We start from the raw sequence: 25,503 nt of genomic DNA, 5'->3' as shown, positions 1-25,503 counted from the left end.
CCGGTTGCAACAGCCACGCCGGCACGCTGGCCGGCGCGGTCTGACGGACAGCGGATTACTTGATGTTGGCCAGCTTCAGGCTGGACGGCGAGCTGACTTCGATTTCCGCACGCGAGGCATCGCGCTGGATCTTGCCGATCACGCACACGGTCTTGCCTTCCAGGGTTTCCAGCGGGAAGGAGAACTTGCCGCGGTTCTCGCCGGCGATACGGGCCGAGAAGGTGTGGCGCGGGAAGGCGCCGCCCATGTACAGGAAGGTCGGCTGGCCTTCGGAACCTTCTGCGAAGCGGGCCTTTTCGACCTTGCCGCAGACCATGCCGTCCTTGCCGACGGCGCGCGGTGCCATCTCCGGCGGAATCATCTCGGCCGACTGCGCGAAGGCGGAGGAAGCGGTGGTGGCCAGGACGGCAGCCGAAACGAACGCAAGCAGGGACTTCATCGGGGTGATTCTCCGGGGATGGTGATGGTGGATCCGGCCTTGGCGCGTTCCTGCGCGACCGGCTTCTGTCCCCCTATCGGCGTGGATGGGGGGAACTGAAGGGCTGCGTAACAGAAACGTGAAGAAGGTCCGTTTGCTCAGGCGGCAGCGTCTTCGACGACGTTGGTCTGGCCCATGTCGGCGCTGTCGAGCAGGGTTTCGATGTCCAGCAGAATCAGCATGCGGTCATCGTGGGTGCCGATGCCGGAGATGAAGCGGGTATCTACCGCTGCGCCGAATTCCGGGGTCGGGCGGATCTGCTCGGCCGACAGCGGTATCACGTCGGAGACGCTGTCGACCACGATGCCGACCACGCGGTCTTCCACGTTGAGCACGATCATCACGGTGAAGGCGTCGTAGCGGGCATCTTCCAGGCGCAGCTTCAGGCGCAGGTCGATCACCGGCACGATGGTGCCGCGCAGGTTGATGACACCCTTGATGTAATCCGGGGCATCGGGGACGCGGGTGACGGCGTCGTAGCCACGGATTTCCTGCACCTTGAGGATGTCCACGCCGTAGTGCTCGGCACCGAGAGTGAAGCTGAGGAATTCGCCATCGGCGCCGGCGGCGGAGCTGTTCTTGTCGTTCATCGAGGGGTCCTGGTTCTGCCGGAAGTGCCGGTGTCAGGCTCGATATCGGCCCCGCGGTGGGGGACTTTAGAGGTCTGGTAGTGCCGGCTATGGGCCGGCCATCGCTCCATCCACGCATGGCGTGGATCTACTGGGGCCGGCATCCACGCATGGCGTGGATCTACTGGGGAAGGGTAGTGCCGGCCGCTGGCCGGCAGATCCCGTTGTGGGGATGTCAGAGCTCGCCGTTGCGGCGTGCCTTGCGCTGGCGGTCGATGCGGAAGATGTAGCGCTGGATGGCGCTGTCACCGCCGCGTGGCAGTTCGTCGAAGCGCATGCCGACGCGCTTGACTTCGGTGCCGTTGGGCAGGCGTTGCGGCAGCAGGTTGCAGACCACAAGTTCGATCTGCAGGTCCGGGCCATCGGGCATCGACAATTGAGCCCGGTAGCGCTGCTGCAGGCTGAAGATCGCGCAATCGACGGGCACGGTCACCGCCAGGCCGCCGCCACTGATGTCCACCACCCGCATCGACAGCGCTTCGGCCTGGGCCTCGCCCGGCGGCAGCAGCAAGTGCGGTGAATCGGTGATGGGGGTCTCCAACCGGTACAGTTCACGCCGCTGCAGGTGCACCAGCTCCTCAGGGAACGGTGCCCGGAAGGCGACGTGGCCTTCGTTGTCCACGCGCTGCAGGTCATGCAGGCGGAAACGCACCATCACCCGTTCCAGCTGGGCGAAGCAGAGCAGGTGGTCGGCCTGTTCGGCGGCACGGTTGGACGCTTCCTGCGGGCTGCCATCGAGCAGCAGGATGTCCTCGTCCTCGTCCAGTTCGAGCAGGGCGGTCGGGAAGGAGCGATCGCGGCCGTCGATATGGGCGTTGATCAGTGATCGCTGCTCGATCAGTGAACGCAGCAGCTGCCGCACCTGGCGGGGATTGCGGACCAGAAAGCGATCGTCGGCGGCGTCGGCCGCATGGACTTCGGGCGGTGCAGTGTCGTGGCCGTCGGACATGGAATCTGTGGTCAGGGGCGGGCGCCGACGCGTGTGGGTGCGTGGCTCGAAAGAAGTATCGGCTGCGTTGCGGATTTATGTAGCACCGGACGCGCTCGACTGATTCGTTGTGCCATGCCGGACGCCGAAGGGCAAGCGGTGCGACGGGGCCCGGCATGGCCAGACGCCTGCGGTCCGCTGTCGGGGTGGCGCGGGGCCACCCCGATGCTGCGATCAGAACTCCTGCCAGTCGCCGTCGCCGGCCAGCGCCGGCTGTGCAGCGGGCTTGCGCACGCGCGATGGCGTGGCGATGGGTGCAGGCGTCGCCTTGCGCGGCGCACTTCCGGCCGGGGCCATCGCCGCACGCGGCGTCGCGTTGGCTACGCTCGGCGCGGCCAGACGGAAGCGTGCAACGGCTTCGCCCAACTGCGCGGCCTGGTCTTCCATCGCCCGCGCTGCCGCAGTGGCTTCTTCTACCAGTGCGGCGTTCTGCTGGGTGGTTTCGTCCATCTGCACCACGGTCTGGTTGACCTGTTCGATGCCGGCTGACTGCTCCTGCGAGGCAGCGGAGATCTCGGCCATGATGTCGGTCACGCGCTGCACCGAGGCGACAATCTCGCCCATGGTGCTGCCGGCCTGGTGGACCAGGCTGGAACCTTCGGCGACCTTGCCGACCGATTCGTCGATCAGGCCCTTGATCTCCTTGGCGGCGGCGGCCGAGCGCTGGGCGAGGGTACGCACTTCGCTGGCGACCACGGCGAAGCCACGGCCCTGTTCACCGGCACGGGCGGCTTCGACCGCAGCGTTCAGCGCCAGGATGTTGGTCTGGAAGGCGATGCCGTCGATCACCGAAATGATCTCGGCGATCTTCTTCGAGGACGCTTCGATGGCCGACATGGTGGTGACCACCTGGCCAACGACGCTGCCGCCCTGCGAGGCCACGCCGTGCGCGCCGATGGCGAGCTGGTTGGCCTGGCGTGCGTGCTCGGCGTTCTGGCGCACGGTGGAGGTCAGTTCCTCCATCGACGCGGCGGTTTCTTCCAGGTTGGCGGCCTGCTGTTCGGTGCGGCGAGACAGGTCGCTGTTGCCCGAGGCGATTTCGCCTGCGGCCAGGGTGATGCTCGACGTGCTGGCCTGGATCTGGCTGACGATCTGGGTCAACTGGGCGACGGTGGTGTTGGCATCGTCACGCATGCGGGCAAACACGCCGTGGAACTGGCCGTCCATACGTGCGGTCAGGTCGCCCCCGGCGATCGCCTGCAGCAGCTGCGACAGCTGGCCCAGGTTGCCGTCGGCGACCTGCATCATGCTGTTCAGCTGCTCGATCATCACGCGGAAATCGTGATCGAAGCGCTGCGCATCGCCACGCTGGCTGAAATCGCCGGCGGCAGCGGCCGAGGCCAACTGCTGGATCTGCGTGTTGATCGCCAGCAGGCTGGCCTTGGCCGCATCCATCGATTCGTGCAGGATCGCGCGGCTGCCCGGCAAGCGGCGAGCATCGGGGGCGAGGTTGCCGGTGGCGTACTGGTTGAGCACGTCGATGGCATCACGGATCGCATCGAGGTGCTCGAAGATCACCGTGTTGATGCCGCCGGCGAGCTGGCCGTAGACGCCTGGGAAGTCTTCCGGAATGCGGTGGCTGATATCGGGGCCGGCATGCATCTGTGCCATCAGCTGGGTCTGCTCGGAGAAGCGACGCAGCATCGCGGTCATCTCCGCGGTGGCCGCCAGCATGCGGCCGGCCTCATCCTTGCCGGTCGCCTGGGTGGTGACGCTGAGGTCGCCACGGGCAACCGCCTGGATGGCATGCACGGCCTTGCCCAGCGGGCCGACCACGGCGCGCGAGATGATCACGGCCAAGGTGGCGGCGACCACGACCAGCAGCACGATGGCGGCGATGATGGCCAGCATGCTGTTGCGGTGGGTCGCGTTGGCGTCTTCGATCTTGCCCTGCATCTGGGTTCCCAGCAGCGTACCCAGCGCCTTCAGGTCCTCAAAGGCCTTGCGGCGCAGCGGGCGCGACTGCTCATCGGAGATCTGCCGGGCGGCCTCGCCATCACCCGCCGTCGCCGCTTCGCGCAGCTTGGTATTGGCGGCGAAGTAGCCATCGACGTCGGCCTGCACGGCCTGGTACAGCGCGCGCTCTTTGTCGCCGGCCGGCAGTTTGGCATAGGCGGCCAGCTGCTCGCGCACGACCGCAGCGGTGTCGTTCATGCGCTTGTTGTAGTCGGCCACCTTTTCCGGCTGGTCCAGCATGCTGATCTGGGCCAGTTCATAGGTGCGGAACTCACCCAGCTGCGAGCGCACTTCACCGAGGTACTGCACCGATGGGATGTCGTTGGTCGCCATCGAGGTCAGTTTGGCATTGGCTTCGGACAGGCGGACCAGGGCGAACGCACCCAGCACGACGGTCATCAGGGTGGTCAGGGTGAATCCCACAGCCAGCTTGCGGGCGATGGGCAGATCGTGGAACCACTTCATGCAGGGTGCTCCAAGGTGGGCAGAATGCCGGCGGCGGAGCCGCTGGCAAAAGGTGGTTGCAGGAGGGAACGGTCGTGCCGGGTGGGGGTTCGGTGACTGCCGTCATGTCGAGATAGCGGCGCCTGTGCGGCGGACTTTATGGACCTGTGTCACATTCGCTGGCGTAGGGAGAGGCAACGCAAAGCACGCTGTGGCGGGGCTTTCGCATCGATATCGTGGTTTCAGGGGAAACCATGCGGACGATGGAGTTCACAGTGCGCGTTGACGGAGTTCACAGTGGATCGCGCGCACCCCTGTCAGGTCCAAGCGGGAACGCCGTTGTGCACGCGCGCAAACAAAAACCGCCGCCCCGGAGGGCGGCGGTCAGGCACAGCGCGTGGAGCGGCTCAGGCGGCCTGCGGCACCCGCAGCGAACGCACCAGGCCACCGATGTCGACGATCAGGGCGACGCGGCCGTCGCCGAGGATGGTGGCACCGGAGACACCGCCGATGCGGCGATAGTTGTTCTCGATGTTCTTCACCACGACCTGCTGCTGGCCGACCAGTTCGTCCACTTCCAGCGCGATCTTCTGGCCATCGCCTTCCACCACCACCACCAGCGATTCGCTGCCGGGGGCGCGCTGGCCATAGCCGTAGTATTCGCTCAGCGACAGGATAGGCAGGTACTCGCCACGCACGCGCAGCACGCGGCCTTCGCCGGCCATGCTGCGGATGTCGTCGGGCTGCGGCTGCAGTGCTTCAAGCACGTAGGCCAGCGGCAGGATCAGGGTTTCACCGGCCACCGCCACGGTCATGCCGTCGAGGATGGCCAGGGTCAGTGGCAGCCGGATCAGCGTACGGGTGCCGGTGCCGAGGCCACTTTCAATCTGCACTTCGCCGCCCAGCGCCTGGATGTTGCGGCGGACCACGTCCATGCCCACGCCGCGGCCGGACAGGTCGGTGACCGCGTCGGCGGTGGAGAAGCCGGGCTGGAAGATCAGGTCCCAGACCTGCGAATCGGTGGGGTTGTCCGGGACGGCCAGGCCGCGTTCGTGCGCCTTGGCCAAGATCTTCTCGCGGTTCAGGCCGCGGCCGTCGTCGCTGACTTCGATGACGATGTGGCCACCCTGGTGCGAGGCCGCCAGGGTGATCGTGCCGGTCTCGTCCTTGCCAGCATCGCGACGCACGTCCGGCATTTCCAGGCCGTGGTCGATGGAATTGCGGACCAGATGCACCAGCGGATCGGCGATCTTCTCGATCAGGCCCTTGTCCAGCTCGGTACCTTCGCCGATCGTGCGCAGGCGCACGTGCTTGCCGAGGCGCCCTGACAGGTCGCGGACCAGGCGCGGGAAGCGGCGGAACACCGCATCGACCGGCAGCATGCGCACGCCGATCACCGCTTCCTGCAGGTCGCGGGTATTGCGTTCAAGCAGGTCCAGGCCAGCGAACAGGCTCTCGGCATGGACCGGGTCCAGCGCGTGCGAGACCTGCTTGAGCATGGCCTGGGTGATGACCAGTTCGCCGACCAGATTGATCAGCGCATCGACCTTGTCGACGCTGACGCGGATGGAGGTTTCCGCTTCCTGGCTGGCGCCGGTGCTGGCCGTCGGTGCGGCAGCGGCGGGTGCGGCGGCGGCCACCGGGGCGGCAGCCGGTGCCTGGGTGGCCAGGCTCGGCGGTGCGGCCGGACGGATGTCCAGTTCGCAGTCGTCCAGCACCCAGGCGAAGGTATCTTCGATCTTGCTGCGCGGCACTTTGCCGACCAGGCCCAGGTCCCACGCAAGGTGGGCTTCGAGCGGGTCGAGCTGGGCAAAGCCGGGCAGGCGATCCATGCGCGCGGCCACCTGCAGCGAACCCAGGTGCTCCAGTTCGCGGATGATGCGTAGCGGGTCGTTGCCGCTCATGAACAGCGACGGCGCCGGGGCGAAGCCGATCTGCCAAGCTTCCGGCGTGTCGTCGACCTGGCTGGCGGCAGCAGGTGCAGCGGCGGCGGGCGCCTGGCCGGACAGCACCGATTCCAGCCGCGCCTTCACCGCAGCAACCGCTGCGGGATCGGCGGGCTGGCCGTGCTCGGCCTCGCGCAGCAGCGCACGCAGTACGTCCACCGACGACAGCATCGCATCGACGGCGTTGCCTTCCAGTGCGCGCTTGCCGGCACGCAGCTCATCCAGCAGCGTCTCCAGCACGTGGGTCAACCCGGCGATGGCATCGAAGCCGAACGTACCCGCGCCACCCTTGATGGAGTGGGCGGCACGGAACACCGAGTTGATGATCTCCGCGTCCTGTTGTCCCGATTCCAGGGCCAGCAGGCCAGCCTCCATGGCGTCGAGGCCTTCGCGGCTCTCCTCGAAGAAAGTGGCGTGGAAGCGTTGCAGGTCCATGCTCATGGCAGTGGCGATCCGGAAGCGAAGAGGGGGAGCAGTGCGGGGCGATCAGCCCAGCACTTTCTGCACGGTGGCGACCAGCTGTTCGGGATTGAACGGCTTGACCAGCCAGCCGGTGGCACCGGCGGCTTTGCCTTCGGACTTCTTGTCCGCGGCCGACTCGGTGGTCAGCATCAGCATCGGGGTGAACTTGTAGTCGGGCAGCTGGCGCAGTTCGCGGATCAGCGCGATGCCGTCCATGTTCGGCATGTTGACGTCGGTGACCACCGCATTGAAGCGCTGGCCCTTGGCACGTCCGAGCGCGACCGCGCCGTCTTCAGCTTCTTCGACGGCAAAACCGGCCGAGGTGAGGGCGAAGGAAACCATCTGGCGCATCGACGCCGAATCGTCCACCACCAAGATACGTGCGCTCATGCAGCGTTCTCCACAGATTTCAGGTTGTCATGGGGTACGTCCAGGCCCAGGGCCTGGGTGACGCCCAACAGGCGTGCAGCGTCACGGAAGGTTGCAGTGCAACCGTGGAAGCCAGTGCCCAGGCCTGCCTCGCGGCGGGCCTGCACGAAGGCACACAGCACCTGCACGCTGGCGGTGTGGATGCGACCGACCTGGCTTGCATCCAGGGTCAGCTCGCCTGCTTCCGCCACCAAGGGCGAAAGGCGGTTCTTGAGCTCGGTGCTGCTCTCGATGCCGAGATCCTCACCCAGTTCGACAGTGCTCATCGTTGCTCCGGACAAACGGTTCCAGCATTCATAACGGCACCGCGGGGCGGTTCTTTAGGGGAGGTATCGACGCGGAGCGCCGATTCACCCCAGAAGCTGCGTGGCGTCGAGCAGGATCATCGGCCGCTGGCTGATACGGGCCACGCCGCGGAACAGGTCATTGGATATCTGGCAGATGCGGGCGGTATCGGGCGGTTCGATCTGCGAGTCGGTCAGATTGGCGACGTCCTCGACGGCCGACACGCGCAGCCCCAGGGTCTCGCCGTTCTCTTCGAGCACGACGATGCGGGTCTGCGCGTCATCCTCGGCAGAGGCTGCGCCCAGGTGCAGGCCGAGATCCATCACCGGCACCACCTGGCCACGCAGGTTCATGATGCCGAGCATTTCCGGGGCGGTACCGCGCAATGGCAGCAGCGGCACCGGCAGCACCACTTCCTGCACCTTCAGCAGCTCCAGCGCGTAGGCCTGGGTGCCGCAGCGCAGGCGCAGCCAACGCGACGTGCGTTCGCCGGCGCGGCGGTTCTGCGGGTGCGGGCTGCTGGCGGGCTGATGCGCCTGGGCCTGCAGCTCCTGCCAGGTGCCGGGGCGGTTGCTGGATGGGGTGTCGACCGCGACTCGTGGCGGTGGCGTTACGGCGGCGCGGGTCATCGACGGCATCGCTGCCTGGGCCGGGCGCGCTGCAGGCGTGGCAACGGCCGGCGCGGCGATGGCAGGAACCACCTCGCCGTCGGCGGCAGCTTCGAATGCGGCCTGCAGCCCGGGACTGTCCGTGTGCGCGAGGCTGTCGGCGGCGTCGGTTTCGTAGATCACTTCGTCCGGCAGGTCATCCCACGTGGGTTCCGGCGCGGGAGGTGCAACATGGGCAACGGCCACGGGCGCGGTTTCATGGACGACTTCAGCCGGCAGATCGTCCCAGGTCGGCTCGCGGTCGGCGTCGGCCGCAGGCGCGGTAGCGGCGTCGAAGGCAGCCTCCAGGGCCGCATCATCGTTGGCCGGGGCGACCGCAACGGTGCCGGTTTCGTAGATGACTTCAGCCGGCAGATCATCCCAGGTCGGCTCGCGTTCGGCGTCGGCCGCGGGCGCGGTGGCGGCGTCGAACGCGGCTTGGAGGGAAGCATCGTCATTGGTCGGGGCGGCCGCGACGGTGCCGGTTTCGTAGATGACTTCAGCCGGCAGATCGTCCCAGGTCGGCTCGCGCTCGGTGTCGGCCGCTGCACTGACCGGGCGTGGCGCGGCATCAGCGGCGACCGGTGCCACGGCAATGTCGCCTAGCAGCTCGTCCAGATAGTCATCCAGCATGCCGGTGGTGTTCATGCCGCCTGCTCCAGGGCGCGTGCGTCCTCACCGAGGATCCAGTTCAACGCGCGCCGATAGGCCGCCAGGCCACGGCCCGGATAGTCCTCGCCGATGCTCGGCAGGGTCAGCCCGGCCGCATTGCTGATGCGTGTGTCGATCGGGATCGCATCTTCCCAGACGCGGCTTGCGTGGCGGTCCTGCATGGCACGCAGCGATTCATTGCCGGTGCGGGTGCGGCGGTCGAACAGTGTCGGCAGGATCGAGATCGGCAGCGGACGGCGGCGCGAACGCTCGACCATCTCACCGGTGCGGACCATGCCATCCAGGCCGTGCAGGGCCAGCGGCTCGGCCTGGGTGGGGATGATCAGGCGATCGGCTGCGGCCAGCGCGTTGATCATCAGCAGGCCCAGGGTCGGTGCGCAGTCCAGCAGGATGTAGTCGTGCTGGCCCTGGTGGCGGGCGAGGGCGTTCTGCAGTGCCAGGCCGAGGCCGGGCTGGTTGGCGCTGCGCCGTTCCAGCGTGGCCAGCGAGGCCTGCGCGCACACGTAATCGAGTCCGCCGATGTTGCTGGCGTGGCTGAGCGTGGACAGGTCGGCCGGTGGTGCGCCGAACAGTTCCAGCACGCCGGCCGGTGCCGGTTCGATCGGTACACCGAAGGCGCGGGTCAGCGAGGCATGCGGATCGAGATCGATCAGCAGCACGCGGTGGCCGAGCGCGGCCAGGCCGCGACCGAGGGCTAGGGTGGTGGTGGTCTTGCCGACTCCGCCCTTCTGGTTGGCGACTGCCCAGATGCGCATCGGATTACTCCTTCATTGCCGGGGGAACGGCGGCGCCGACACGGCTGCCAGCCGGCACCGGTGGCAACTGCACCGGTGCGATGGGGGAAGTGGGGGTGGTGGCCGGCGCTGCGGCGGCCTGTTCGCTCGCGTTGCGGGTGGTCCCGGTGGCGGCATTCAGGCGTTCGCCAAGCGGGTCGACCGAATGACTGGTGTCGGCCAGGATGATGACCATCACCCGCCGGTTGCGGTTGCGGCCCTGCGCGCTGTCGTTCTCTTCGCGGGGGCGGAACTGGCCGTAGCCGACCATCGCCAGCCGCGACGGCTGCAGGCCCTGGTCGGCAAACAGATGCACGACGCTGGCGGCGCGCCCGGCCGACAGTTCCCAGTTGGACGGGAAGGTGGCGGTGGCGATCGGCACGTTGTCGGTGTGGCCTTCCACGCGCACGCTGTTGGGCACGTCGCGCAGCACGCCGGCCAGGCTGGCCAGGGTGTCGCGCGCATGCACGTCCAGCGCTGCCGAGCCGGTCGGGAACAGGATGTCGCTGTTGATCTCGACTTCGATCCACAGTTCAGTGCGGCGCACGCTGATCATGCCGCGGTCGATCAGGGGTGCCAGCGCAGCGGTCAGGCGGTCGGCGATGCTGTTGAGCTGGCGCTCGGCACGCGCGATCTGCTCCTGGTTGTGCACCGACACCGGCATGCGCATCTGCGAGGCCATCGCCGGCAGCAGGGTGGGGTCGTGCGACGGCGCTGGAGCGGACGGCCCGATCTTGGTGCCGGACTTGATCACCGATGGGCTGTCCCAACCGCCGCCCTGCACCTGCTTGTTGCCGACCTGCACCGGATTGATGGTGCGCGGCGCACCACCGAAGGCATCGGTGAGGGCGTCGGCCATGATCCGGTACTTGCCCTCGTTGACCGAGGAGATCGCGTACATGACCACGAAGAAGGCGAGCAGCAGCGTCATCAGGTCGGCATAGGGGATGGCCCATGCTTCGTGGTTGGCGTGCTCTTCGTGGTGCTTGCGGCGGGCCATGTCAGTGCAGGAAGCCGGAGAGGTTGGTTTCGATGTTGCGCGGGTTCTCGCCCTGGGCGATCGAGATCAGGCCTTCGATGACCATTTCGCGGTCGCGCGAGTTGTGGGCAATCACGCCCTTCAGCTTGGCGGCGATGGGCAGGAACAGCAGGTTGGCCGAGGCGATGCCGTAGATGGTGGCGGTGAACGCCGCGGCGATGCCGTGGCCGAGCTTGCTGGGGTCGGCCAGGTTCTTCATTACTGCAATCAGGCCGAGCACGGCGCCGATGATGCCCAGCGTAGGCGCATAGATGCCCATGGCCTCGAATACCTTGGCGCCGGCCTGATCCTGGTGTTCCTGGCTGCCGAGTTCGATCTCCAGCATGTGCCGGATCGATTCGGGTTCCACACCGTCCACCAGCAGTTGCAGACCCTTGCGCAGGAACGGATCACGCTGCGCTTCCACCTGCGATTCCAGGCCGAGCAGGCCCTGGCGGCGGGCGATGTTGCTCCATTCCACGATCTGCTGGATCAGTTCGCGACGGTCGCTGTGCGGCGGCCGCACGACCCAGCGCACGATCTTGAACGCATGCTTGAACACCGCCGGCGCGGTATGCAACAGGATGGCGGCGATGGTGCCGACGATGACGATCACAAACGCCGCAGGCGACCACAACGACGCCAGGCCGGCGCCCTTGAGGATGCTGCCACCGACCAGCGAGGCCAGGGCGAGGAAAAGTCCAATGAGGCTGAGTCTATCCATGGGTCCGGTATCGGCTTGTATGAATGGGACTTGAGACACCGGGAGAATCTGGTGTAACGGAGTTCACAGTTTCCTGTGTCGCCGGGCGGGCCCGGCGCTCTTGCGTATCGCGTTCAGGAATCGGGTCAGTCGTGTGGGCTGCGCAGCCCGTCCACGTCCAGGATCAGCGCCATGCGACCATCGCCGATCAAGGTTGCACCGGCGTAACCGCGCAGGCCGCGCAGGGCCTTGGGCAGTGGCTTGATGACCACTTCCTCGCGTCCGCGCACCTGGTCCACCACCAGCCCGAAGCGTGCTTCACCGGCCTGCAGCACGACGATGGTCAGCAGCGGCGAGGCGGCCGGCGTCACATCCAGCCATTGCCGCAGGTCAACCAGCGCCAGCGTGTGCGAGCGGCGGTCAAGCACGGCGCGGCCATCGAACCAGCCCAGCGAGGTGCGCGGTGCATGCAGCACTTCCATCACGCGGGCCAGCGGCAGCGCGTAGACGTCTTCGCCGGCCTGCACCAGCAGGGTCGGCAGGATTGCCAGGGTCAGTGGTACGCGGATCATGAAGCGGCTGCCGCGGCCCAGTTCCGACTGGATCTGGATCTGCCCGCTCAGCTCGCGGATGCGCGACTGCACCACGTCCATGCCGACGCCGCGGCCGGAAATGTCGGTGACCTGCTGCTTGGTCGAGAAGCCGGGCAGGAACACCAGGTGCAGGCATTCTTCGCTGCTCAGGCGAGCAGCGGCTTCCGGATCGATCAGGCCCTTCTCGCGTGCCTTGGCGCGCAGCTTTTCCGGATCGATGCCGGCACCGTCGTCCTGCACCTCGATGCTGACGTAGTCGCCTTCCTGCTGCGCCGACAGGCGCACGTGGCCCATCCGTGGCTTGCCCTGCGCTTCGCGCAGTTCCGGCGTTTCCACGCCATGGTCGATGGCGTTGCGGACCAGGTGCACCAGCGGGTCGGCCAGGGCTTCGACCAGGTTGCGGTCGAGCTCGGTCTCGGCGCCGATCAGTTCCAGGTCCACTTCCTTCTTCAGCGAACGCGCAACGTCGCGCGCCACCTTCGGGAAGCGCGAGAACACCTTGCCGACCGGCTGCATGCGGGTGCGCATCACCGCCGACTGCAGGCGCGCAGTGGCGATGTCCAGCGTGGACACGGCGCGGTCCAGCTCTTCATCGCGCAGGCGTGCGCGCAGCGTCTTCAACCGGTTTCGTGACAGCACCAGTTCGCCGATCAGGTTGACGATGGCATCCAGGCGCTTGGTATCCACGCGCACGGTGTGTTCGGCTTCGGCGACGGGCTTGTTGGGCGCCGGCTTGCCGGCAGCTGGCGGGGCCGGCGAGGGCACCGGTCGCGGTGCCGGCGCGGCGACAACCGCTGCGGTGGTGTTGCTGCCCGGGGCGGCGCCACCATGCAGCTGGTCGAGCAGCGCCTCGAACTCGTCTTCGCTGATCATGTCGTCGGCTTTCTTCGCCGCCGGTGCTACGGTCGTCGGCGCGTTGCCGCCGTGCAGCTGGTCGAGCAGGGCCTCGAATTCGTCGTCGGTGATCAGGTCGCCACTGCCCGTACCCGGCGTCGCGGCCGAGGGTGCAGCCGCGCCACCGCCATGCACGTCGAACTGGGCGACCAGTTCGGGCGGGGCAAAGCCCGGCTCGGTACCCGATGACACCGCGTCGAGCATCGACTGCAGATAGTCCAGTGATTGCTGGGCGGCATCGAAGTGATGTGCCTGCAGTACGGCCTGGCCGGCGCGCACGGCGCCCAGCGCTTCTTCGGCGGCGTGGCACAGTTCGACCATCGCGGTGATGCCGAGGAAACCTGCACCGCCTTTCAGCGTGTGGTAGCCACGGAACACCGCGTTGAGCTGTTCATTGTCCTGCGGTGCCTGTTCCAGCGACACCAGCTGTTCGCCGAGGCGATCCAGGATTTCCTGGGCCTCGATGATGAAATCGGCAGTGATGTCGTCGGCTACCGCGCCCATGGTTACAGCCCCAGATCCGACAACAGGTCGTCGGCGTCGTTCTGCGAGACCGCATGGCGGTCCAGTCCCTTCAGTGCCGGCCCGGCCAGTTCCGGGTCGGTGCGATGCTGTTCCGGCGGCAGGCCGAGTGCGCCGAAGCCTTCGTGCACGCGGCGGACGATGCCGACCACGCGACGGATGATCTGTCCGGTCAGGTCCTGGTAGCTCTGGGTCAGGGCGATCTCGGTGAGGTTGTGGCGGATGCGGTCGAGCTGCACGTCCTGGCCCGGCTGCAGGCCATCAGCGCGCAGCTGTTCGGTCAGGCTGCGGCACTCTTCGGCCAGGTCCAGGGTGCGATGGGTGGCCTGTTCGGTCATCGCCACCACGTGGTCAAGGCGCGCGCAGGCGTCGTCCAGTTCGCCGGCTTCATCGGGCACGGTCGGCAGTTCGCCCAGCGCCTGGCCCAACTCGCGGGCCAGCCGCGAAAGGCCGCTCATCATCGGCTGGGTACGCAGCGCGACCAGGCCGTCGATGCGCTGGCGCCAGGCCGCTTCGTCGCCGGATTCCAGTGCGTCCAGGGCTTCCTGCAGGCGCAGGGCGAGGGCGCTCTTGTCGACCGTGGTATCCATCAAGCGCTGGCCGCCAGGCGTTCGAAGATCTTGCCGAGCTTCTCTTCCAGCGTCTGTGCGGTGAACGGCTTGATGATGTAACCGTTCACGCCGTTCTGCGCTGCTTCGATGATCTGCTCGCGCTTGGCTTCGGCGGTCACCATCAGCACCGGCAGGGTTTTCAGCTTGGCATCGGCACGGATCGCCTTGAGCAGTTCGATGCCGGTCATCACCGGCATGTTCCAGTCGGTGACCACGAAGTCGAACGGCTGGCTCTGCAGCAACGACAGCGCGGCATGCCCGTCCTCGGCTTCGGCGGTGTTGGTGAAGCCCAGATCGCCCAGCAGGTTCTTGACGATACGACGCATGGTCGAAAAATCGTCGACGATCAGGATGCGCATGTTCTTGTTCAAAGCAGAGTTCCTTTGTTGATCAGCTCTCGAGGCCGGCGTCGGCCGCCTCGAAAATCTTCAGTCGGCCACGCAGGCGCAGGACCGCCTGGCCGTGGATCTGGCAGACCCGCGACTCGCTCACGCCGAGCACTGCGCCGATCTCCTTCAAATTCAGTTCCTGCTCGTAGTAGAGCGACAGCACCAGCTGTTCGCGCTCGGGCAGGTGGCCGATGGCATTGCCCAGCTCGCGGCCGAACTCGCCGCGTTCCAGCACCTGCTGCGGGGTCGGGCCGCCCTGGGCGACGGTGTCCAGCTCGCCCTGGTCTTCAATGCGTGATTCCAGGCTCAGCACCTGCCCGCGCGAGGCGTCCTCCATCAGGCGCAGGTACTCGGGCAGCGGCATCTCCATGGCGGCGGCCACTTCGGTGGCGCTGGCGGCGCGACCAGTGCTCTGCTCCAGGCGACGGATGGTCGCAGCAGCGTCACGGGCACGGCGGTGCACCGAACGCGGCACCCAGTCGCCACGACGGATCTCATCGATCATCGAGCCGCGGATGCGGATCGAGGCGTAGGTCTCGAACGAGGCGCCCTGGTCGGCGTCGTAGCTGCGCGACGCTTCGATCAGGCCCATCATGCCGGCCTGGATCAGGTCGTCCACTTCAACGCTGGCCGGCAGGCGCGCGGCCAGATGGTGGGCGATGCGCCGCACCAGGTCCGAGTGCTGGGCGATGACCTCGTTGGCCGCCGTGCGCTGGACCTCTCTGTACTGGGCGGCGCCTTTCATGCGGCCACCCCACGCTGCTTGATGATGCGTTCGAGGAAGAACTCGACGCCACCGCGCGGCTCGGTCGGCGCCTGCCAGCGGGCGGTGCGGCGGGCGATCTCGGTGATCGCCAGTGCCGACGGGCTGGACGGATAGGCCTTCACCACCGGCTGCTGGCGCTGCACCGACAGGCGCAGCCAGTCGTCCTGCGGCACGCAGCCGAGGTAGTTCAGCGAGACATCGGCGAGGAATTTCTCGCAGACGCGGGTCAGCTTCTCGTACAGCACGCGGCCTTCGTTGGGGTCGCGCACCATGTTGGCCACCACCTGGATGCGGTCCACGCCACGTTCGCGCGACAGCACCTTGATCAGTGCATAGGCGTCGGTGATCGAGGCCGGTTCATCGCAGACCACCACCACGGTGTCCTGCGCGGCCTGGCAGAAGGTCAGCACGCCATCGGTGATGCCGGCGGCGGTGTCCACCACCATGATGTCCAGCTCGCGCTCCAGTTCGGAGAACACGTTGACCAGGCCTACATGCTCGGCCGGGGCGAGCTCGGCCATGTGCCGGCGGCCGGACGCGGCCGGTACCACCAGCACGCCGTTCGGGCCTTCGATGATCACGTCATCCAGGCTGCAACGGCCAGCGACCAGGTCGGCCAGGGTATTGGTGGGGCTCAGGCCGAGGATCACGTCGATGTTGGCCAGGCCGAGGTCGGCGTCCAGCAACAGGGTGCGTTTGCCCATGCCGGCAAGCGCCACGGCCAGGTTGGCCGACACGTTGGTCTTGCCGACGCCGCCCTTGCCGCCGGTCACGGCAATCGTGCGCACAGGGCCGAGTGGCTCGCTGCGGGTCGCCGTCAGCGGGAAGGTGGTGGTCAGCTTGGCGTACTCACGCGACGGCATGGTTCAACTCCGGGTTGCAGGGCATATCGGCCGCGCGGCGCAAATCTTCAAGGCGAAGTACAAGATTGGCTGCACTGGCCCGGTGCAGGTCGTCCGGGACGTCCTGGCCATCGGTCACCCAGGTGATCGGCAGCTTGTGGTCCACCGCCACCGACAGGGCGTTGCCGAAGCGACCGGTCTCGTCCAGCTTGCTCAGCACCAGGCCCTGCAGGTTGGCCGCGCCGAAGCGGCGCACCACCTCGTCCATGTCGCCGAAGCTGGTGTTGGCCGGCAGCACCAGCAGGGTGCGGACCTGGCGGGCGGCGCGCAGCCACTGCAGCTGGGCGGCCAGCGCACGGTCGCGCGGGCCCAGGCCGGCGGTGTCGATCAGCACCAGCTTGTAGTCCTTCAGCCGCTCCAGCAGCTGGTCCAGGTCGGTGCCGCTGTTGGCCTCGTGCACCGCGATGCCGAGCTGGCGGCCATAGCCGTACAGCTGTTCACGGGCGCCGATGCGCATCGTATCGGTGGTGACCAGGGCGACGTCGCGGGCCGCATGGGCTTCAGCGAAGCGCGAGGCCAGCTTGGCGATGGTGGTGGTCTTGCCGGCGCCGGTCGGGCCGACCAGGGCGATCACACCGCCTTCCTCCATCGGGTCGACCGGAGCGATCGGCAGCTTGCGCGAGATCAGCCCCAGCATCAGGCCGCGGCCGCGATGCGCTTCGGTTTCCAGCGGAATCTGCATGGCCACGTCGCGGGCGATGCCGGCGTCGAAGCCGTACTCGTCCATCAAGTCCAGCGCGGTGGCGCGCACCGGGCAGCCACGCAGGCGCTCGTCGGTGAAGCGGTTCATTTCGCGCTCGATCACCTGGCGCATGCCGGCCACTTCCTGGCGCAGGTGGCGGATCTCGGCGTCGTCGGCAACCAGAGTGAGAGCAGGTGCCGGCGCCAGGGTCGGCAGCGGTGCGGGTGCAACCTCCGTCGGCTGCACGGCAACCGGCGCATGGGGTGCTTCGTCTTCGGGCGCCGCGGCGGCCTGGCTGGCAACCGGCAACGGCGGCGGCGACGCTGCAGGCACCTGCGCGCTGTCTTCCAGCGGCGGATCGATCTGGAAGCGGGCGCGGTTCACCGGCGCGGCTGCGGCCGGCAAGGGCGCCACGATGGCGTCGGCGAACGGGGCGAAGATCTGTTCCGGCAGCGTCGATTCATTGACGGCGGCACGCGCCAGCGTAGCGGCGAAACCGGTGCTGCCACGGGTCGGCACGATTTCGTCGGCGCTGTCGAGGGTGCGGCCGGTCGCGCCGACGGCAGCGCGGGCGAGGGCGGCTACGGCGGAAGTGGTGGCTGCCACCGGCTCCGGCGCCGGGGTGTTGCTGCGACGGCGGGTGACCGCGGCGATCACCGCGTCGGCGGCGGTACGCGGCTTCGGTGCGGGCGGCGGCGCCACGTCGCGACGCGACGCTTCCAGAGCGCGCTGCACGGCGCTCTCATCGTAGTTGGCGGCTGCCACGATCTCGATGCCTTCCTCGATCCGGCGGTTGGACAGGATCACGGCGTCAGGACCATGTTCCTTGCGCACCAGGTTCATGGCCGAGCGCATGTCGGCGGCGACGAATCGTTTGATTTTCATGCTGTGGTCACGGGACGAAGTCGGCGGAGTGGCGGTCGGAGAACGCGGGTGGTCGGTGGTCTGCACGGTTCGGGTTCCCCTTGGAATCTGTCTGTTGCGGGTGTTTGAAAGTGGTGTCTGTTTTCTGGCGCGTTGCAGGGCGGCGTCAGCTGATCGTTCCGACCAGCTTCAGGCGCTTGTCCTCCGGCACCTCGCTGTACGCCAGGACCGACAGCGACGGAACGCTGTGGCGGACCAGGCGGGCCAGCGCGGCACGCACCGGGCCTGGTACCAGCACGACCGCGGGCTCGTTGCGGGCTTCCTGCTTGCTGACACATTCGGCCAGGCTCTGGTGCAGTCGCTCAGCGAGTCCGGGTTCCAGCGCGGCGCCGTTGCCCTGCGTGGACTCCTGCAAGACACGTTCCAATTGCGGGTTGAGGGTGAATACCGGCAGCTCCGCCGACATTCCGGCGATCTCCTGCACGATGAAGCGGCCCAGCGCGGTGCGCACGGCGGCGGTCAGCGTGGCCGGGTCCTGACTGTGCGGGGCGTGTTCGACCAGGGCTTCGGCGATCTTGCGCAGCTGGCGGATCGGAATGCGCTCGATCAGCAGGTTCTGCAGCACGCGCACCACCGCCGACAGCGGCAGCGCCTTCGGCGTCAGATCTTCGACGAGCTTGGGCGCGCTCTTGGCCAGGTTGGCCAGCAGGTGCTGCACTTCCTCGTGGCCCAGCAGTTCCGGCGCGTGCTCGCGGATCAGGTGCGAAAGATGGGTGGCCACCACCGTGGCCGGGTCGACCACGGTGTAGCCCAGGGTTTCTGCCTGGGCGCGCTGGTGCGGCTGGATCCAGGTCGCGTCCAGGCCGAAGGCGGGGTCCTTGCCGGCGATGCCTTCCAGCGGACCGAGCGCACTGCCGGGGTCCAGCGCCAGTTCGCGGTCGGGATGGATTTCGGCGGTGGCTACCGGCACGCCATGCACCAGTACCCGGTAGCCGTTGGCCGGCAGCTCCAGATTGTCGCGGATGTGTACCGACGGAATCAGGAAACCGACGTCCTGGGTGAGCTTGCGGCGCACGCCCTTGATGCGTGGCATCAGCTCGCCGCCCTGGTTGCTGTCCACCAGCGAAATCAATCGATAGCCGACTTCCAGGCCCAGCGGATCGACCGGGCGCAGCTCGTCCCAGCTCAGTTCCGCCGTGGGTGCGGGGGCGGCAGGGCGGCCCAGCGCGTTCAGTGCGTTGGTTTCGCCTGCCGCGGTGTCGGCCTGCGCCGGCGCCAGGCCCTTGCGGTACACCTTCCAGGCGATGAAGCCGAGGATTGCCGCCAGCGTCAGGAAAGCGACGTTGGGCATGCCCGGCACCAGGCCGACCACGCCGAGGATGCCGGCAGTGATGGCCAGCGCACGGTACTGGCCAAACACCTGGCCGGTCATCGCCTGCGCCATGTCCTGCGAACGCGAGGCACGGGTAACCAGCATCGCCACCGCACTGGAAACCAGCAGCGCTGGCAGCTGCGCCACCAGGCCGTCACCGATCGACAGCAGGGTGTAGGTGGCCGCGGCATCGCCGAAGGGCATGCCATGCTGCAGCACGCCCACGGCCAGGCCACCCAGCATGTTGATGAACAGGATCAGGATGCCGGCGATCGCGTCGCCGCGGATGAATTTGCTGGCACCGTCCATCGCGCCGTAGAAGTCGGCTTCCTCGCGGACCTCTTCACGGCGCAGCTTGGCTTCCTCGCGCGTCAGCAAACCGGCGTTGAGATCGGCGTCGATCGCCATCTGCTTGCCGGGCATGGCGTCGAGGATGAAGCGCGCGGTCACTTCCGAGACGCGGCCGGCGCCCTTGGTGATGACCACGAAGTTGATGATGGTGAGGATCGCGAACACCACGATGCCGACCGCGTAGTTGCCGCCGATCACGAATTCGCCGAACGCGGCAATCACCTTGCCAGCCGCTTCGTGGCCGTTCTGGCCGTTGAGCAGGATCACGCGGGTGGAGGCCACGTTCAGCGCAAGCCGCAGCATGGTGGTGATCAGCAGCACGATCGGGAAGATGGTGAAATCCAGCGGGCGCTTCACGTAGACCACCGCCAGCAGCACCATCAGCGAGATGGCGATGTTGAAGGTGAACAGCGCATCGAGCACCGGCGCGGCCAGCGGCACCACGACCATGGCCAGCAGGGCCAGCACGATCAGCGGCGCGCCAAGACCCTGGCGGATCATCTCAAGTGCGCGACGGGTATTGAAGCTGGATGCCTGGGCGCTCATGGACGGCCCCCGTTGCCGAACTCATCGACCTGGATGTGCGGCGTGGACGGCATCGGGCCGGTCCGCCAGCTGCGCAGCTGGTAGACGTAAGAGAGGACCTGGGCGACGGCTGAATACAGTCTCACGGGGATTTCCTTGCCGAGTTGGCCTTCCCGATACAAGGCGCGTGCCAAAGGCGGGGCAGAGACGATGGCGACCTTGTTGCCGTCGGCCACTTCACGGATGCGCAGGGCGGTTTCGTCCACGCCCAGGGCGACCACGGTGGGCGCATTCATGGCCCCACCTTCGTACTTCAGCGCCACCGCATAGTGGGTCGGGTTGACCACCACCACGTCGGCGGTGGGTACCGCCTCCATCATCCGGCGGTTGGCCATCTGCTGCTGCAACTGGCGGATGCGGCCTTTCACTTCCGGGCTGCCTTCGCTCTCCTTCATCTCCCGGCGCAGCTCTTCGCGGGTCATCTTCAGCTTGCGCATCCAGTTCCAGCGCTGGTACGGCGCGTCGATGGCGGCCAGTACCAGCATCGCGCCGGCGGTGGCCAGCAGCAGCCGCAGGGTGAAGCCCAGGCCGTCGCCGATGGCGGTTTCCAGCGGCTGGTGGATCAGCCCGCGGAGCGTGTTGAAGCTGGTCCAGACGACCATGCCGGCGGCGACGCCGACGAAGGCCACGCGCAGCAACGACTTGATGAACTCGGCCACGGCTTCGGGGCCGTACAGGCGCTTCAGCCCGCTCATCGGGTTCATGCGGTTGATGTCGGGCATCATCGCCTTGGCCGACCAGCGCAGGCCGCCCATCACTACCGGCGCCAGGAAACTGGCCAGCAGGCAGACCAGCACCAGCGGCGCGATCACCCACATCAGCTGCAGCAACAGGTCGCCGAAGTGGCCGAACAGGGCCTTGGGGTGCTGGCGCAGGCTCTGTTCGGGGCTGAGCGCATGGCGCATCCAGGCGCTGGCGCCGCTGGCCATCGAGCCGCTCATGGCCATCACCGCGATCACGCCGGCGCCGAATACGGCGGCCGTGCCCAGTTCACGCGAGCGCGGCAGGTTGCCCTGTTCGCGGGCGTCGCGCAGGCGTTTTTCTGTCGGTTGTTCGGTTTTCTCGCCGGCGGATTCGTTCTCGGACATCACAGGCACTGCAGCAGGGGATGCCGGGGTGCGTGCAAGAATCGTTCCGTGACATGGGCACGGGGCATCCACGCATGGCGTGGATCTACTGGGTTTGGCTTCGCGGGAAGGGCCATCCACGCATGGCGTGGATCTACTGAGTTTGGCTCCGCGGGAAGGGGCATCCACGCATGGCGTGGATCTACTGGGTTTGGCTCCGCGGGAAGGGGCATCCACGCATGGCGTGGATCTACTGGGGGTTACGGGGTGGCCCGCTGGCCAGTTCCACCCGTGGCCGCGGCAGGTCGTGCAGCTGCATGAAGCGGGCCGCGTCCACCGGCCGGCCCAGCAGGAAGCCCTGCAGGTAGTCGCAGCCCAGGCGTTCCAGATAGGCACGCTGCGCGGCGGTCTCTACACCTTCGGCGACGATATCCATGTCCAGCGCGTGGCCCAGCGCAACAATGGCCGACACGATCACCACGTCCTCGGCGCTGTGTTCCAGGTCGCGCACGAACGCATGGTCGATCTTGATCTCGGTGGCCGGCAGACGCTTCAGGTACAGCAGGCTGGAGTAACCCGTCCCGAAATCATCGATGGAGATGCCCACGCCCAGAGCGGAGAAGCTCTGCAGCAGGCGCAGACTGGTATCGGTATCGCGCATCACGGTGCTTTCGGTGATCTCCAGCACCAGGTTGCGCGGGGCGATCGCGTAGCGCTCGATCACCTCGCGTACGTCCTGCAGCAGGTGCGGCGAACTGAACTGCACCGGAGACAGGTTCACCGACATCGTCCAGCTGTCATGGCCGGCATCATGCCAGTGGCGCAGCTGCTGGCAGGCCTGGTCCAGCGCCCAGCGGCCGATCTCGTTGATCGCACCGCTGCGCTCGGCCAGGCGGATGAAGCGGTCCGGCGGAATCAGGCCCTGCTCCGGGTGGCGCCAGCGGATCAGCGCTTCGGCGCCGGCCACCTTCTGCGTGGCCACGCGGATCTTCGGCTGGTAATGCAGGAACAGCTGCTCGCTGCCGATCGCCCGGCGCAGGTCGGCCAGCAGGCGGAACTGCTGCTCGGCGCTGTCGTTCATCCAGTCGGCAAACAGCACGAACGCATTGCGGCCCGACTCCTTGGCCTGGTACATGGCTGCGTCGGCGAAGGCCATCAGCTGGCGTTCGCTGGCAGCGTGGTCGGGGCAGATCGCGATGCCGATGCTGGCGGTCACCTGCAGTTCGTTGTCCGGCAGCAGCGGGCCGCTTCCCACCGCCTGCAGGATGCGCCGGGCCAGGGTCGGCAGGTCTTCATCGTGCTCGATACGCACCACCAGCACGAATTCGTCGCCGCCCAGCCGTGCCAGCAGATCGTGCGGACGCAGCAGCTGGCGGGTGCGTTCAGCCACCGCCACCAGCAACGCGTCGCCGGCCTGGTGGCCATAGGCATCATTGACCTGCTTGAAGCCATCCAGGTCCATGAACATTACCGCGAAGCGGCTGCCGCCCTGTTCGGCCTCGGCCAGTGCCTGCACGATGCGTCGCTGCAGCAGCAGCCGGTTCGGCAGGCGGGTGAGCGGGTCGTGCAGCGCGGCCTGGGTCAGTTCCTGCTGGGCGTCGGTCAGCGAGGTGCTGAGCAGTGAATTGCGCAGGCGCAACAGCTGTGCCTCCACCCGCTGGTCCAGCCAGGACACCACCAGCACCACCGCCAGGATCGCCACGGTCAGCACCACCACCAGCATCGCCAGCCAGTTGTTCTGCAGGCCATCGCCCACCGCTGCGCCGCAGATGCTGCCTTCGGGGAAACGGGCGGCGGCCATGCCGGTGTAGTGCATGCCGACGATGGCCAGGCCGAGCAGTCCGGCGGCGGCCAGACGGTCGCCGATGCGGGTGTGCTGTGCGCGCAGGCGGAAGGCCACGTACAGCGCGGTCCACGATGCGGCCACCGCGACCAGCAGCGACAGCAGCAGCCACGCTGGCTGGTAATCGATGCCAGGCTGCATGCGCATCGCGGCCATGCCCACGTAATGCATGCTGGCAATGCCGCTGCCCATCAGCAGGGCACCGCCGGCCAGGCGTGGGTGGGGCAGGGTGCGCAGCGATACCAGCCAGAGCGCGAACACCGACGAGCCGATCGCCAGTGCCAGCGACAGCAGGGTGATGGGCAGGTCGTAGCCCAGCGGAATGGGCAGGTCGAAGGCGAGCATGCCGATGAAGTGCATCGACCAGATGCCCAGCCCCATCGCAAAGCCGCCGCCGAGGCGCCACCACCAGGTCGCACCCTTGCCTGGCGCGGTGACGGTGCGCCCGGCCATCGCCAGCGCGGTGTAGGACGCCATCACTGCAACCAGCAATGAGGTCGCCACCAACCACGGGTTGTACGTGCCTACCAGCATTCGTCAGTCTCCCGGACCTGCCTGTCAACGGAAAAACTACGGTGGGGCATGCGTAAGGCGAGCGACCAGAGGCCGCCGGTTGCAGCGTCCCCCCGGTCGCTGCGCATTCACTCTAACGCGGGCACCGGGGGGGACGGCAAGCAGCAAAACGTGACGACCGCGTCAGCGGGTCACTGCACCTGCAGCCTCGAAAGCGGCATCGAACAGGCGCTGCACCGGCGGACCCATTTCACCGACCAGCAGGGTCAGCAGGAACAGGCCCAGCAGCAGCGAGACCGGCAGGCCCAGCTGGATCGGATTCAGCGCCGGCGCGGCGCGGGCCAGTACGCCGAAGGCCAGGTTCACCGCCAGCATCGCCACGGTCAGGGGGATGGCCAGGGTCAGCGCCCCCCGCAGCACGGTCAGCAGGAAGGTTGGGGCGATGCTGAAGAAGGCGTGCGGATCGGGCAGGGGCGCGCCGATCGGCAGGGCGCGGTAGCTGTCCACCACCAGCGAGATCAGCGCCAGATGGCCGTTGGCGGTGAAGAACAGCAGGCCGAACAGCAGGTAGAACCACTGGCCGATGACACCGGAGGTGCCGCCGCGCAGTGGGTCGCTCATCTGCGCAAACGCCAGGCCGGTGCCCTGGGCGACCAGTTCGCCGGCCATCGCGCCCGCCTCGAATACCAGACGCAGCATGAAACCAATGGCCACGCCGATGGCCAGCTCGCGGGCAATGGTCAGCACGGTGGCGGCGTCGAAGCCGGTCCAGTCCGGTACCGGCGGCAGCAGGGGCGCCAACGCGATGGCCAGGGTGCCGGCCAGCATCACCCGCACCCGGCCGGGCACGGCGCGGGTACCGATCATCGGCATTGCCATGGCCACCGCACCGATGCGCAGCATGGTCCACAGCACGGTGCCGATCATGCCGAAGGCATTCAGGCCGTCGGCAGCCATCTGGGTGGCGGCGTCCATCTGCGTGCGCGTCCGTCTAGCCGATCAGGTGCGGAATGCGCTGGAACAGCAGCGTGGTGAATTCGACCAGATGGCCGATCAACAGGCTGCCCAGTGCGAACAACACCGCAGTGAGCGCTGCGGCCTTGGCAACGAAGGCGATGGTCGGCTCGTTGAGCTGGGTCGCGGCCTGCACCACGCCCACCACAACACCGACCACCAGTACGGTCAGCAGCAGCGGGCCGGCCACCCACAGCACGGTGATCAGGCCGCCACGCAGTTCGGTCAAGGCAAGTTCGGGGGACATCATGGTTCCATCGGTAGCGCCGGGCCATGCCCGGCGGTGGTCAATGCGGCGGCCGGCACTGCCCGGCGTCGCCTCTGTCAGGCCGGATTGAAGCTCGCCGCCAGCGTGCCGACGGTCAACACCCAGCCGTCGACCAGCACGAACAGCAGGATCTTGAACGGTGCGGAGACCAGCATCGGCGACAGCATCATCATGCCCATCGACATCAGCACACTGGCCACGACCAGGTCGATGATCACGAACGGGATGAAGATCAGGAAGCCGATCTCGAAGGCGGTCTTCAGTTCACTGGTGACGAACGAAGCGACCAGCACCGGGAACGGAATCGCATCGGGGCTGGCGTAGGTGCCGTGCCCGGCGATGCCGGCGAACGTCATCAGGTCGGTCTCGCGGATCTGCGCCAGCATGAAGGCGCGCAGCGGCGTGGTGCTCAGCGTCCAGGCGGTCTGGAAGTCGATTTCGCCATTGAGGTACGGCGCCATGCCGGTGCTCCAGGCCTTGTCCCAGGTCGGCAGCATGATCATCGAGGTGAGGAACAGGGCCAGGCCCAGCAGCACCTGGTTGGACGGCGTCTGGCCGGTGCCCAGTGCCTGCCGCAGCAGGCCCAGCACGATGATGATGCGGGTGAAGGAGGTCAGCACCAGCAGCATCGACGGGATCAGGGTGATCGCCGTCATCAGCAGCAGCGTCTGCAGCGGCAGGCTGACCGGCGCACCGCCGATCTTGCCGACGTTGATGTCCGGCAGCGGCGTGGTCGGCGCGCCCGGGGCGGCGAACGCCAACGCAGGCAGCAGGCACAGGGCGATCAGGGTCAGCCACGGCAGCAGGGTGGCAAGACGGGAACGGGTCACACGCATG

The 25,503-nt window shown here is 67.4% G+C and carries 22 protein-coding genes and 1 pseudogene; all 23 read right to left on the bottom strand.

Annotation, left to right across the window (positions count from 1 at the left end; genetic code table 11):
* Positions 1-55 precede the first annotated feature (55 nt).
* Positions 56-439, bottom strand: coding sequence for a hypothetical protein (locus tag QOL57_RS00600; protein ID WP_025878966.1), 384 nt, complete (start codon positions 437-439; stop codon positions 56-58).
* A gap of 137 nt (positions 440-576) precedes the next feature.
* Positions 577-1,068 carry a chemotaxis protein CheW gene (locus QOL57_RS00595; protein ID WP_025878967.1) on the bottom strand — a complete coding sequence of 164 codons (492 nt, stop codon included), beginning with the start codon at positions 1,066-1,068 and terminating at the stop codon, positions 577-579.
* Between the two features lie 214 nt (positions 1,069-1,282).
* Positions 1,283-2,056: a flagellar brake protein gene (locus tag QOL57_RS00590; RefSeq protein WP_089240980.1), complete on the bottom strand. Its 774-nt coding sequence runs from the start codon at positions 2,054-2,056 to the stop codon at positions 1,283-1,285.
* A 213-nt stretch (positions 2,057-2,269) separates the two neighbouring features.
* Positions 2,270-4,516 carry a methyl-accepting chemotaxis protein gene (locus tag QOL57_RS00585; RefSeq protein WP_089240982.1) on the bottom strand — a complete coding sequence of 749 codons (2,247 nt, stop codon included), beginning with the start codon at positions 4,514-4,516 and terminating at the stop codon, positions 2,270-2,272.
* Between the two features lie 386 nt (positions 4,517-4,902).
* Positions 4,903-6,882, bottom strand: a complete 1,980-nt coding sequence (locus tag QOL57_RS00580) for a chemotaxis protein CheA (RefSeq protein ID WP_089240984.1) — start codon at positions 6,880-6,882, stop codon at positions 4,903-4,905.
* A gap of 45 nt (positions 6,883-6,927) precedes the next feature.
* A complete protein-coding gene (locus QOL57_RS00575; RefSeq protein ID WP_025878971.1) occupies positions 6,928-7,293 on the bottom strand; it encodes a response regulator in 366 nt (121 codons plus the stop codon).
* The gene (locus tag QOL57_RS00570) at positions 7,290-7,598 is read right to left on the bottom strand and encodes an STAS domain-containing protein (RefSeq protein WP_059064119.1); all 309 of its coding nucleotides are present in this window, start codon (positions 7,596-7,598) and stop codon (positions 7,290-7,292) included. Before QOL57_RS00570 ends, QOL57_RS00575 begins: the two co-directional genes overlap by 4 nt.
* An 84-nt stretch (positions 7,599-7,682) precedes the next feature.
* On the bottom strand, positions 7,683-8,912 hold the full coding sequence (locus tag QOL57_RS00565) for a chemotaxis protein CheW (RefSeq protein WP_089240986.1): 1,230 nt from the start codon (positions 8,910-8,912) through the stop codon (positions 7,683-7,685).
* Positions 8,909-9,691 (bottom strand): ParA family protein, encoded by a 783-nt coding sequence (locus QOL57_RS00560; protein ID WP_025878974.1) that lies wholly within the window; start codon positions 9,689-9,691, stop codon positions 8,909-8,911. The genes QOL57_RS00565 and QOL57_RS00560 overlap by 4 nt, the downstream gene beginning before the upstream one ends.
* Positions 9,692-9,842: 151 nt before the next feature.
* Positions 9,843-10,709, bottom strand: a pseudogene (gene motD / locus QOL57_RS00555) (flagellar motor protein MotD); the annotation flags it as partial.
* 1 nt (position 10,710) lies between these two features.
* A complete protein-coding gene (locus tag QOL57_RS00550) occupies positions 10,711-11,451 on the bottom strand; it encodes a flagellar motor protein (protein ID WP_089240989.1) in 741 nt (246 codons plus the stop codon).
* Between the two features lie 125 nt (positions 11,452-11,576).
* Complete coding sequence (locus tag QOL57_RS00545) at positions 11,577-13,421, bottom strand: chemotaxis protein CheA (RefSeq protein ID WP_089240991.1); 1,845 nt, start codon at positions 13,419-13,421, stop codon at positions 11,577-11,579.
* A gap of 2 nt (positions 13,422-13,423) precedes the next feature.
* The gene (locus tag QOL57_RS00540) at positions 13,424-14,029 is read right to left on the bottom strand and encodes a protein phosphatase CheZ (RefSeq protein ID WP_025878978.1); all 606 of its coding nucleotides are present in this window, start codon (positions 14,027-14,029) and stop codon (positions 13,424-13,426) included.
* Positions 14,029-14,421 carry a chemotaxis response regulator CheY gene (gene cheY / locus QOL57_RS00535; RefSeq protein ID WP_005413247.1) on the bottom strand — a complete coding sequence of 131 codons (393 nt, stop codon included), beginning with the start codon at positions 14,419-14,421 and terminating at the stop codon, positions 14,029-14,031. Before cheY ends, QOL57_RS00540 begins: the two co-directional genes overlap by 1 nt.
* A gap of 19 nt (positions 14,422-14,440) precedes the next feature.
* The gene (locus QOL57_RS00530) at positions 14,441-15,184 is read right to left on the bottom strand and encodes an RNA polymerase sigma factor FliA (RefSeq protein ID WP_025878979.1); all 744 of its coding nucleotides are present in this window, start codon (positions 15,182-15,184) and stop codon (positions 14,441-14,443) included.
* Complete coding sequence (locus QOL57_RS00525) at positions 15,181-16,068, bottom strand: P-loop NTPase (protein ID WP_025878980.1); 888 nt, start codon at positions 16,066-16,068, stop codon at positions 15,181-15,183. Before QOL57_RS00525 ends, QOL57_RS00530 begins: the two co-directional genes overlap by 4 nt.
* A complete protein-coding gene (gene flhF / locus QOL57_RS00520) occupies positions 16,055-17,674 on the bottom strand; it encodes a flagellar biosynthesis protein FlhF (RefSeq protein ID WP_089240993.1) in 1,620 nt (539 codons plus the stop codon). Before flhF ends, QOL57_RS00525 begins: the two co-directional genes overlap by 14 nt.
* A 145-nt stretch (positions 17,675-17,819) precedes the next feature.
* Positions 17,820-19,922: a flagellar biosynthesis protein FlhA gene (flhA, locus tag QOL57_RS00515; RefSeq protein ID WP_089240995.1), complete on the bottom strand. Its 2,103-nt coding sequence runs from the start codon at positions 19,920-19,922 to the stop codon at positions 17,820-17,822.
* On the bottom strand, positions 19,919-21,049 hold the full coding sequence (gene flhB / locus QOL57_RS00510; RefSeq protein ID WP_089240997.1) for a flagellar biosynthesis protein FlhB: 1,131 nt from the start codon (positions 21,047-21,049) through the stop codon (positions 19,919-19,921). Before flhB ends, flhA begins: the two co-directional genes overlap by 4 nt.
* Positions 21,050-21,278: 229 nt before the next feature.
* The gene (locus tag QOL57_RS00505; RefSeq protein WP_089240999.1) at positions 21,279-23,405 is read right to left on the bottom strand and encodes a bifunctional diguanylate cyclase/phosphodiesterase; all 2,127 of its coding nucleotides are present in this window, start codon (positions 23,403-23,405) and stop codon (positions 21,279-21,281) included.
* A gap of 162 nt (positions 23,406-23,567) precedes the next feature.
* Positions 23,568-24,359 carry a flagellar biosynthetic protein FliR gene (gene fliR, locus QOL57_RS00500; protein ID WP_089241001.1) on the bottom strand — a complete coding sequence of 264 codons (792 nt, stop codon included), beginning with the start codon at positions 24,357-24,359 and terminating at the stop codon, positions 23,568-23,570.
* 16 nt (positions 24,360-24,375) lie between these two features.
* A complete protein-coding gene (locus tag QOL57_RS00495) occupies positions 24,376-24,645 on the bottom strand; it encodes a flagellar biosynthetic protein FliQ (RefSeq protein ID WP_005413254.1) in 270 nt (89 codons plus the stop codon).
* Between the two features lie 77 nt (positions 24,646-24,722).
* Positions 24,723-25,502 carry a flagellar type III secretion system pore protein FliP gene (gene fliP, locus QOL57_RS00490; RefSeq protein WP_089241003.1) on the bottom strand — a complete coding sequence of 260 codons (780 nt, stop codon included), beginning with the start codon at positions 25,500-25,502 and terminating at the stop codon, positions 24,723-24,725.
* Position 25,503 lies beyond the last annotated feature (1 nt).

Source organism: Stenotrophomonas sp. yr243 (assembly GCF_900184195.1).
Taxonomy (GTDB): Bacteria; Pseudomonadota; Gammaproteobacteria; order Xanthomonadales; family Xanthomonadaceae; genus Stenotrophomonas; species Stenotrophomonas lactitubi.
This window is presented reverse-complemented; position numbering and strand designations above follow the sequence as displayed.

Excerpts from the sequence above, each read along its gene's own strand:
- fliR (WP_089241001.1), bottom strand. The coding sequence starts at position 24,359 with ATGGACGCCGCCACCCAGATGGCTGCCGACGGCCTGAATGCCTTCGGC.
- QOL57_RS00550 (WP_089240989.1), bottom strand. The coding sequence starts at position 11,451 with ATGGATAGACTCAGCCTCATTGGACTTTTCCTCGCCCTGGCCTCGCTG.
- flhF (WP_089240993.1), bottom strand. The coding sequence starts at position 17,674 with ATGAAAATCAAACGATTCGTCGCCGCCGACATGCGCTCGGCCATGAAC.
- fliP (WP_089241003.1), bottom strand. The coding sequence starts at position 25,502 with ATGCGTGTGACCCGTTCCCGTCTTGCCACCCTGCTGCCGTGGCTGACC.
- QOL57_RS00525 (WP_025878980.1), bottom strand. The coding sequence starts at position 16,068 with ATGCCGTCGCGTGAGTACGCCAAGCTGACCACCACCTTCCCGCTGACG.
- QOL57_RS00590 (WP_089240980.1), bottom strand. The coding sequence starts at position 2,056 with ATGTCCGACGGCCACGACACTGCACCGCCCGAAGTCCATGCGGCCGAC.
- QOL57_RS00545 (WP_089240991.1), bottom strand. The coding sequence starts at position 13,421 with ATGGGCGCGGTAGCCGACGACATCACTGCCGATTTCATCATCGAGGCC.
- QOL57_RS00540 (WP_025878978.1), bottom strand. The coding sequence starts at position 14,029 with ATGGATACCACGGTCGACAAGAGCGCCCTCGCCCTGCGCCTGCAGGAA.
- QOL57_RS00580 (WP_089240984.1), bottom strand. The coding sequence starts at position 6,882 with ATGAGCATGGACCTGCAACGCTTCCACGCCACTTTCTTCGAGGAGAGC.
- QOL57_RS00575 (WP_025878971.1), bottom strand. The coding sequence starts at position 7,293 with ATGAGCGCACGTATCTTGGTGGTGGACGATTCGGCGTCGATGCGCCAG.
- flhA (WP_089240995.1), bottom strand. The coding sequence starts at position 19,922 with ATGAGCGCCCAGGCATCCAGCTTCAATACCCGTCGCGCACTTGAGATG.
- QOL57_RS00530 (WP_025878979.1), bottom strand. The coding sequence starts at position 15,184 with ATGAAAGGCGCCGCCCAGTACAGAGAGGTCCAGCGCACGGCGGCCAAC.
- QOL57_RS00565 (WP_089240986.1), bottom strand. The coding sequence starts at position 8,912 with ATGAACACCACCGGCATGCTGGATGACTATCTGGACGAGCTGCTAGGC.
- QOL57_RS00585 (WP_089240982.1), bottom strand. The coding sequence starts at position 4,516 with ATGAAGTGGTTCCACGATCTGCCCATCGCCCGCAAGCTGGCTGTGGGA.
- QOL57_RS00495 (WP_005413254.1), bottom strand. The coding sequence starts at position 24,645 with ATGTCCCCCGAACTTGCCTTGACCGAACTGCGTGGCGGCCTGATCACC.
- QOL57_RS00595 (WP_025878967.1), bottom strand. The coding sequence starts at position 1,068 with ATGAACGACAAGAACAGCTCCGCCGCCGGCGCCGATGGCGAATTCCTC.
- flhB (WP_089240997.1), bottom strand. The coding sequence starts at position 21,049 with ATGTCCGAGAACGAATCCGCCGGCGAGAAAACCGAACAACCGACAGAA.
- QOL57_RS00600 (WP_025878966.1), bottom strand. The coding sequence starts at position 439 with ATGAAGTCCCTGCTTGCGTTCGTTTCGGCTGCCGTCCTGGCCACCACC.
- QOL57_RS00570 (WP_059064119.1), bottom strand. The coding sequence starts at position 7,598 with ATGAGCACTGTCGAACTGGGTGAGGATCTCGGCATCGAGAGCAGCACC.
- QOL57_RS00505 (WP_089240999.1), bottom strand. The coding sequence starts at position 23,405 with ATGCTGGTAGGCACGTACAACCCGTGGTTGGTGGCGACCTCATTGCTG.
- QOL57_RS00560 (WP_025878974.1), bottom strand. The coding sequence starts at position 9,691 with ATGCGCATCTGGGCAGTCGCCAACCAGAAGGGCGGAGTCGGCAAGACC.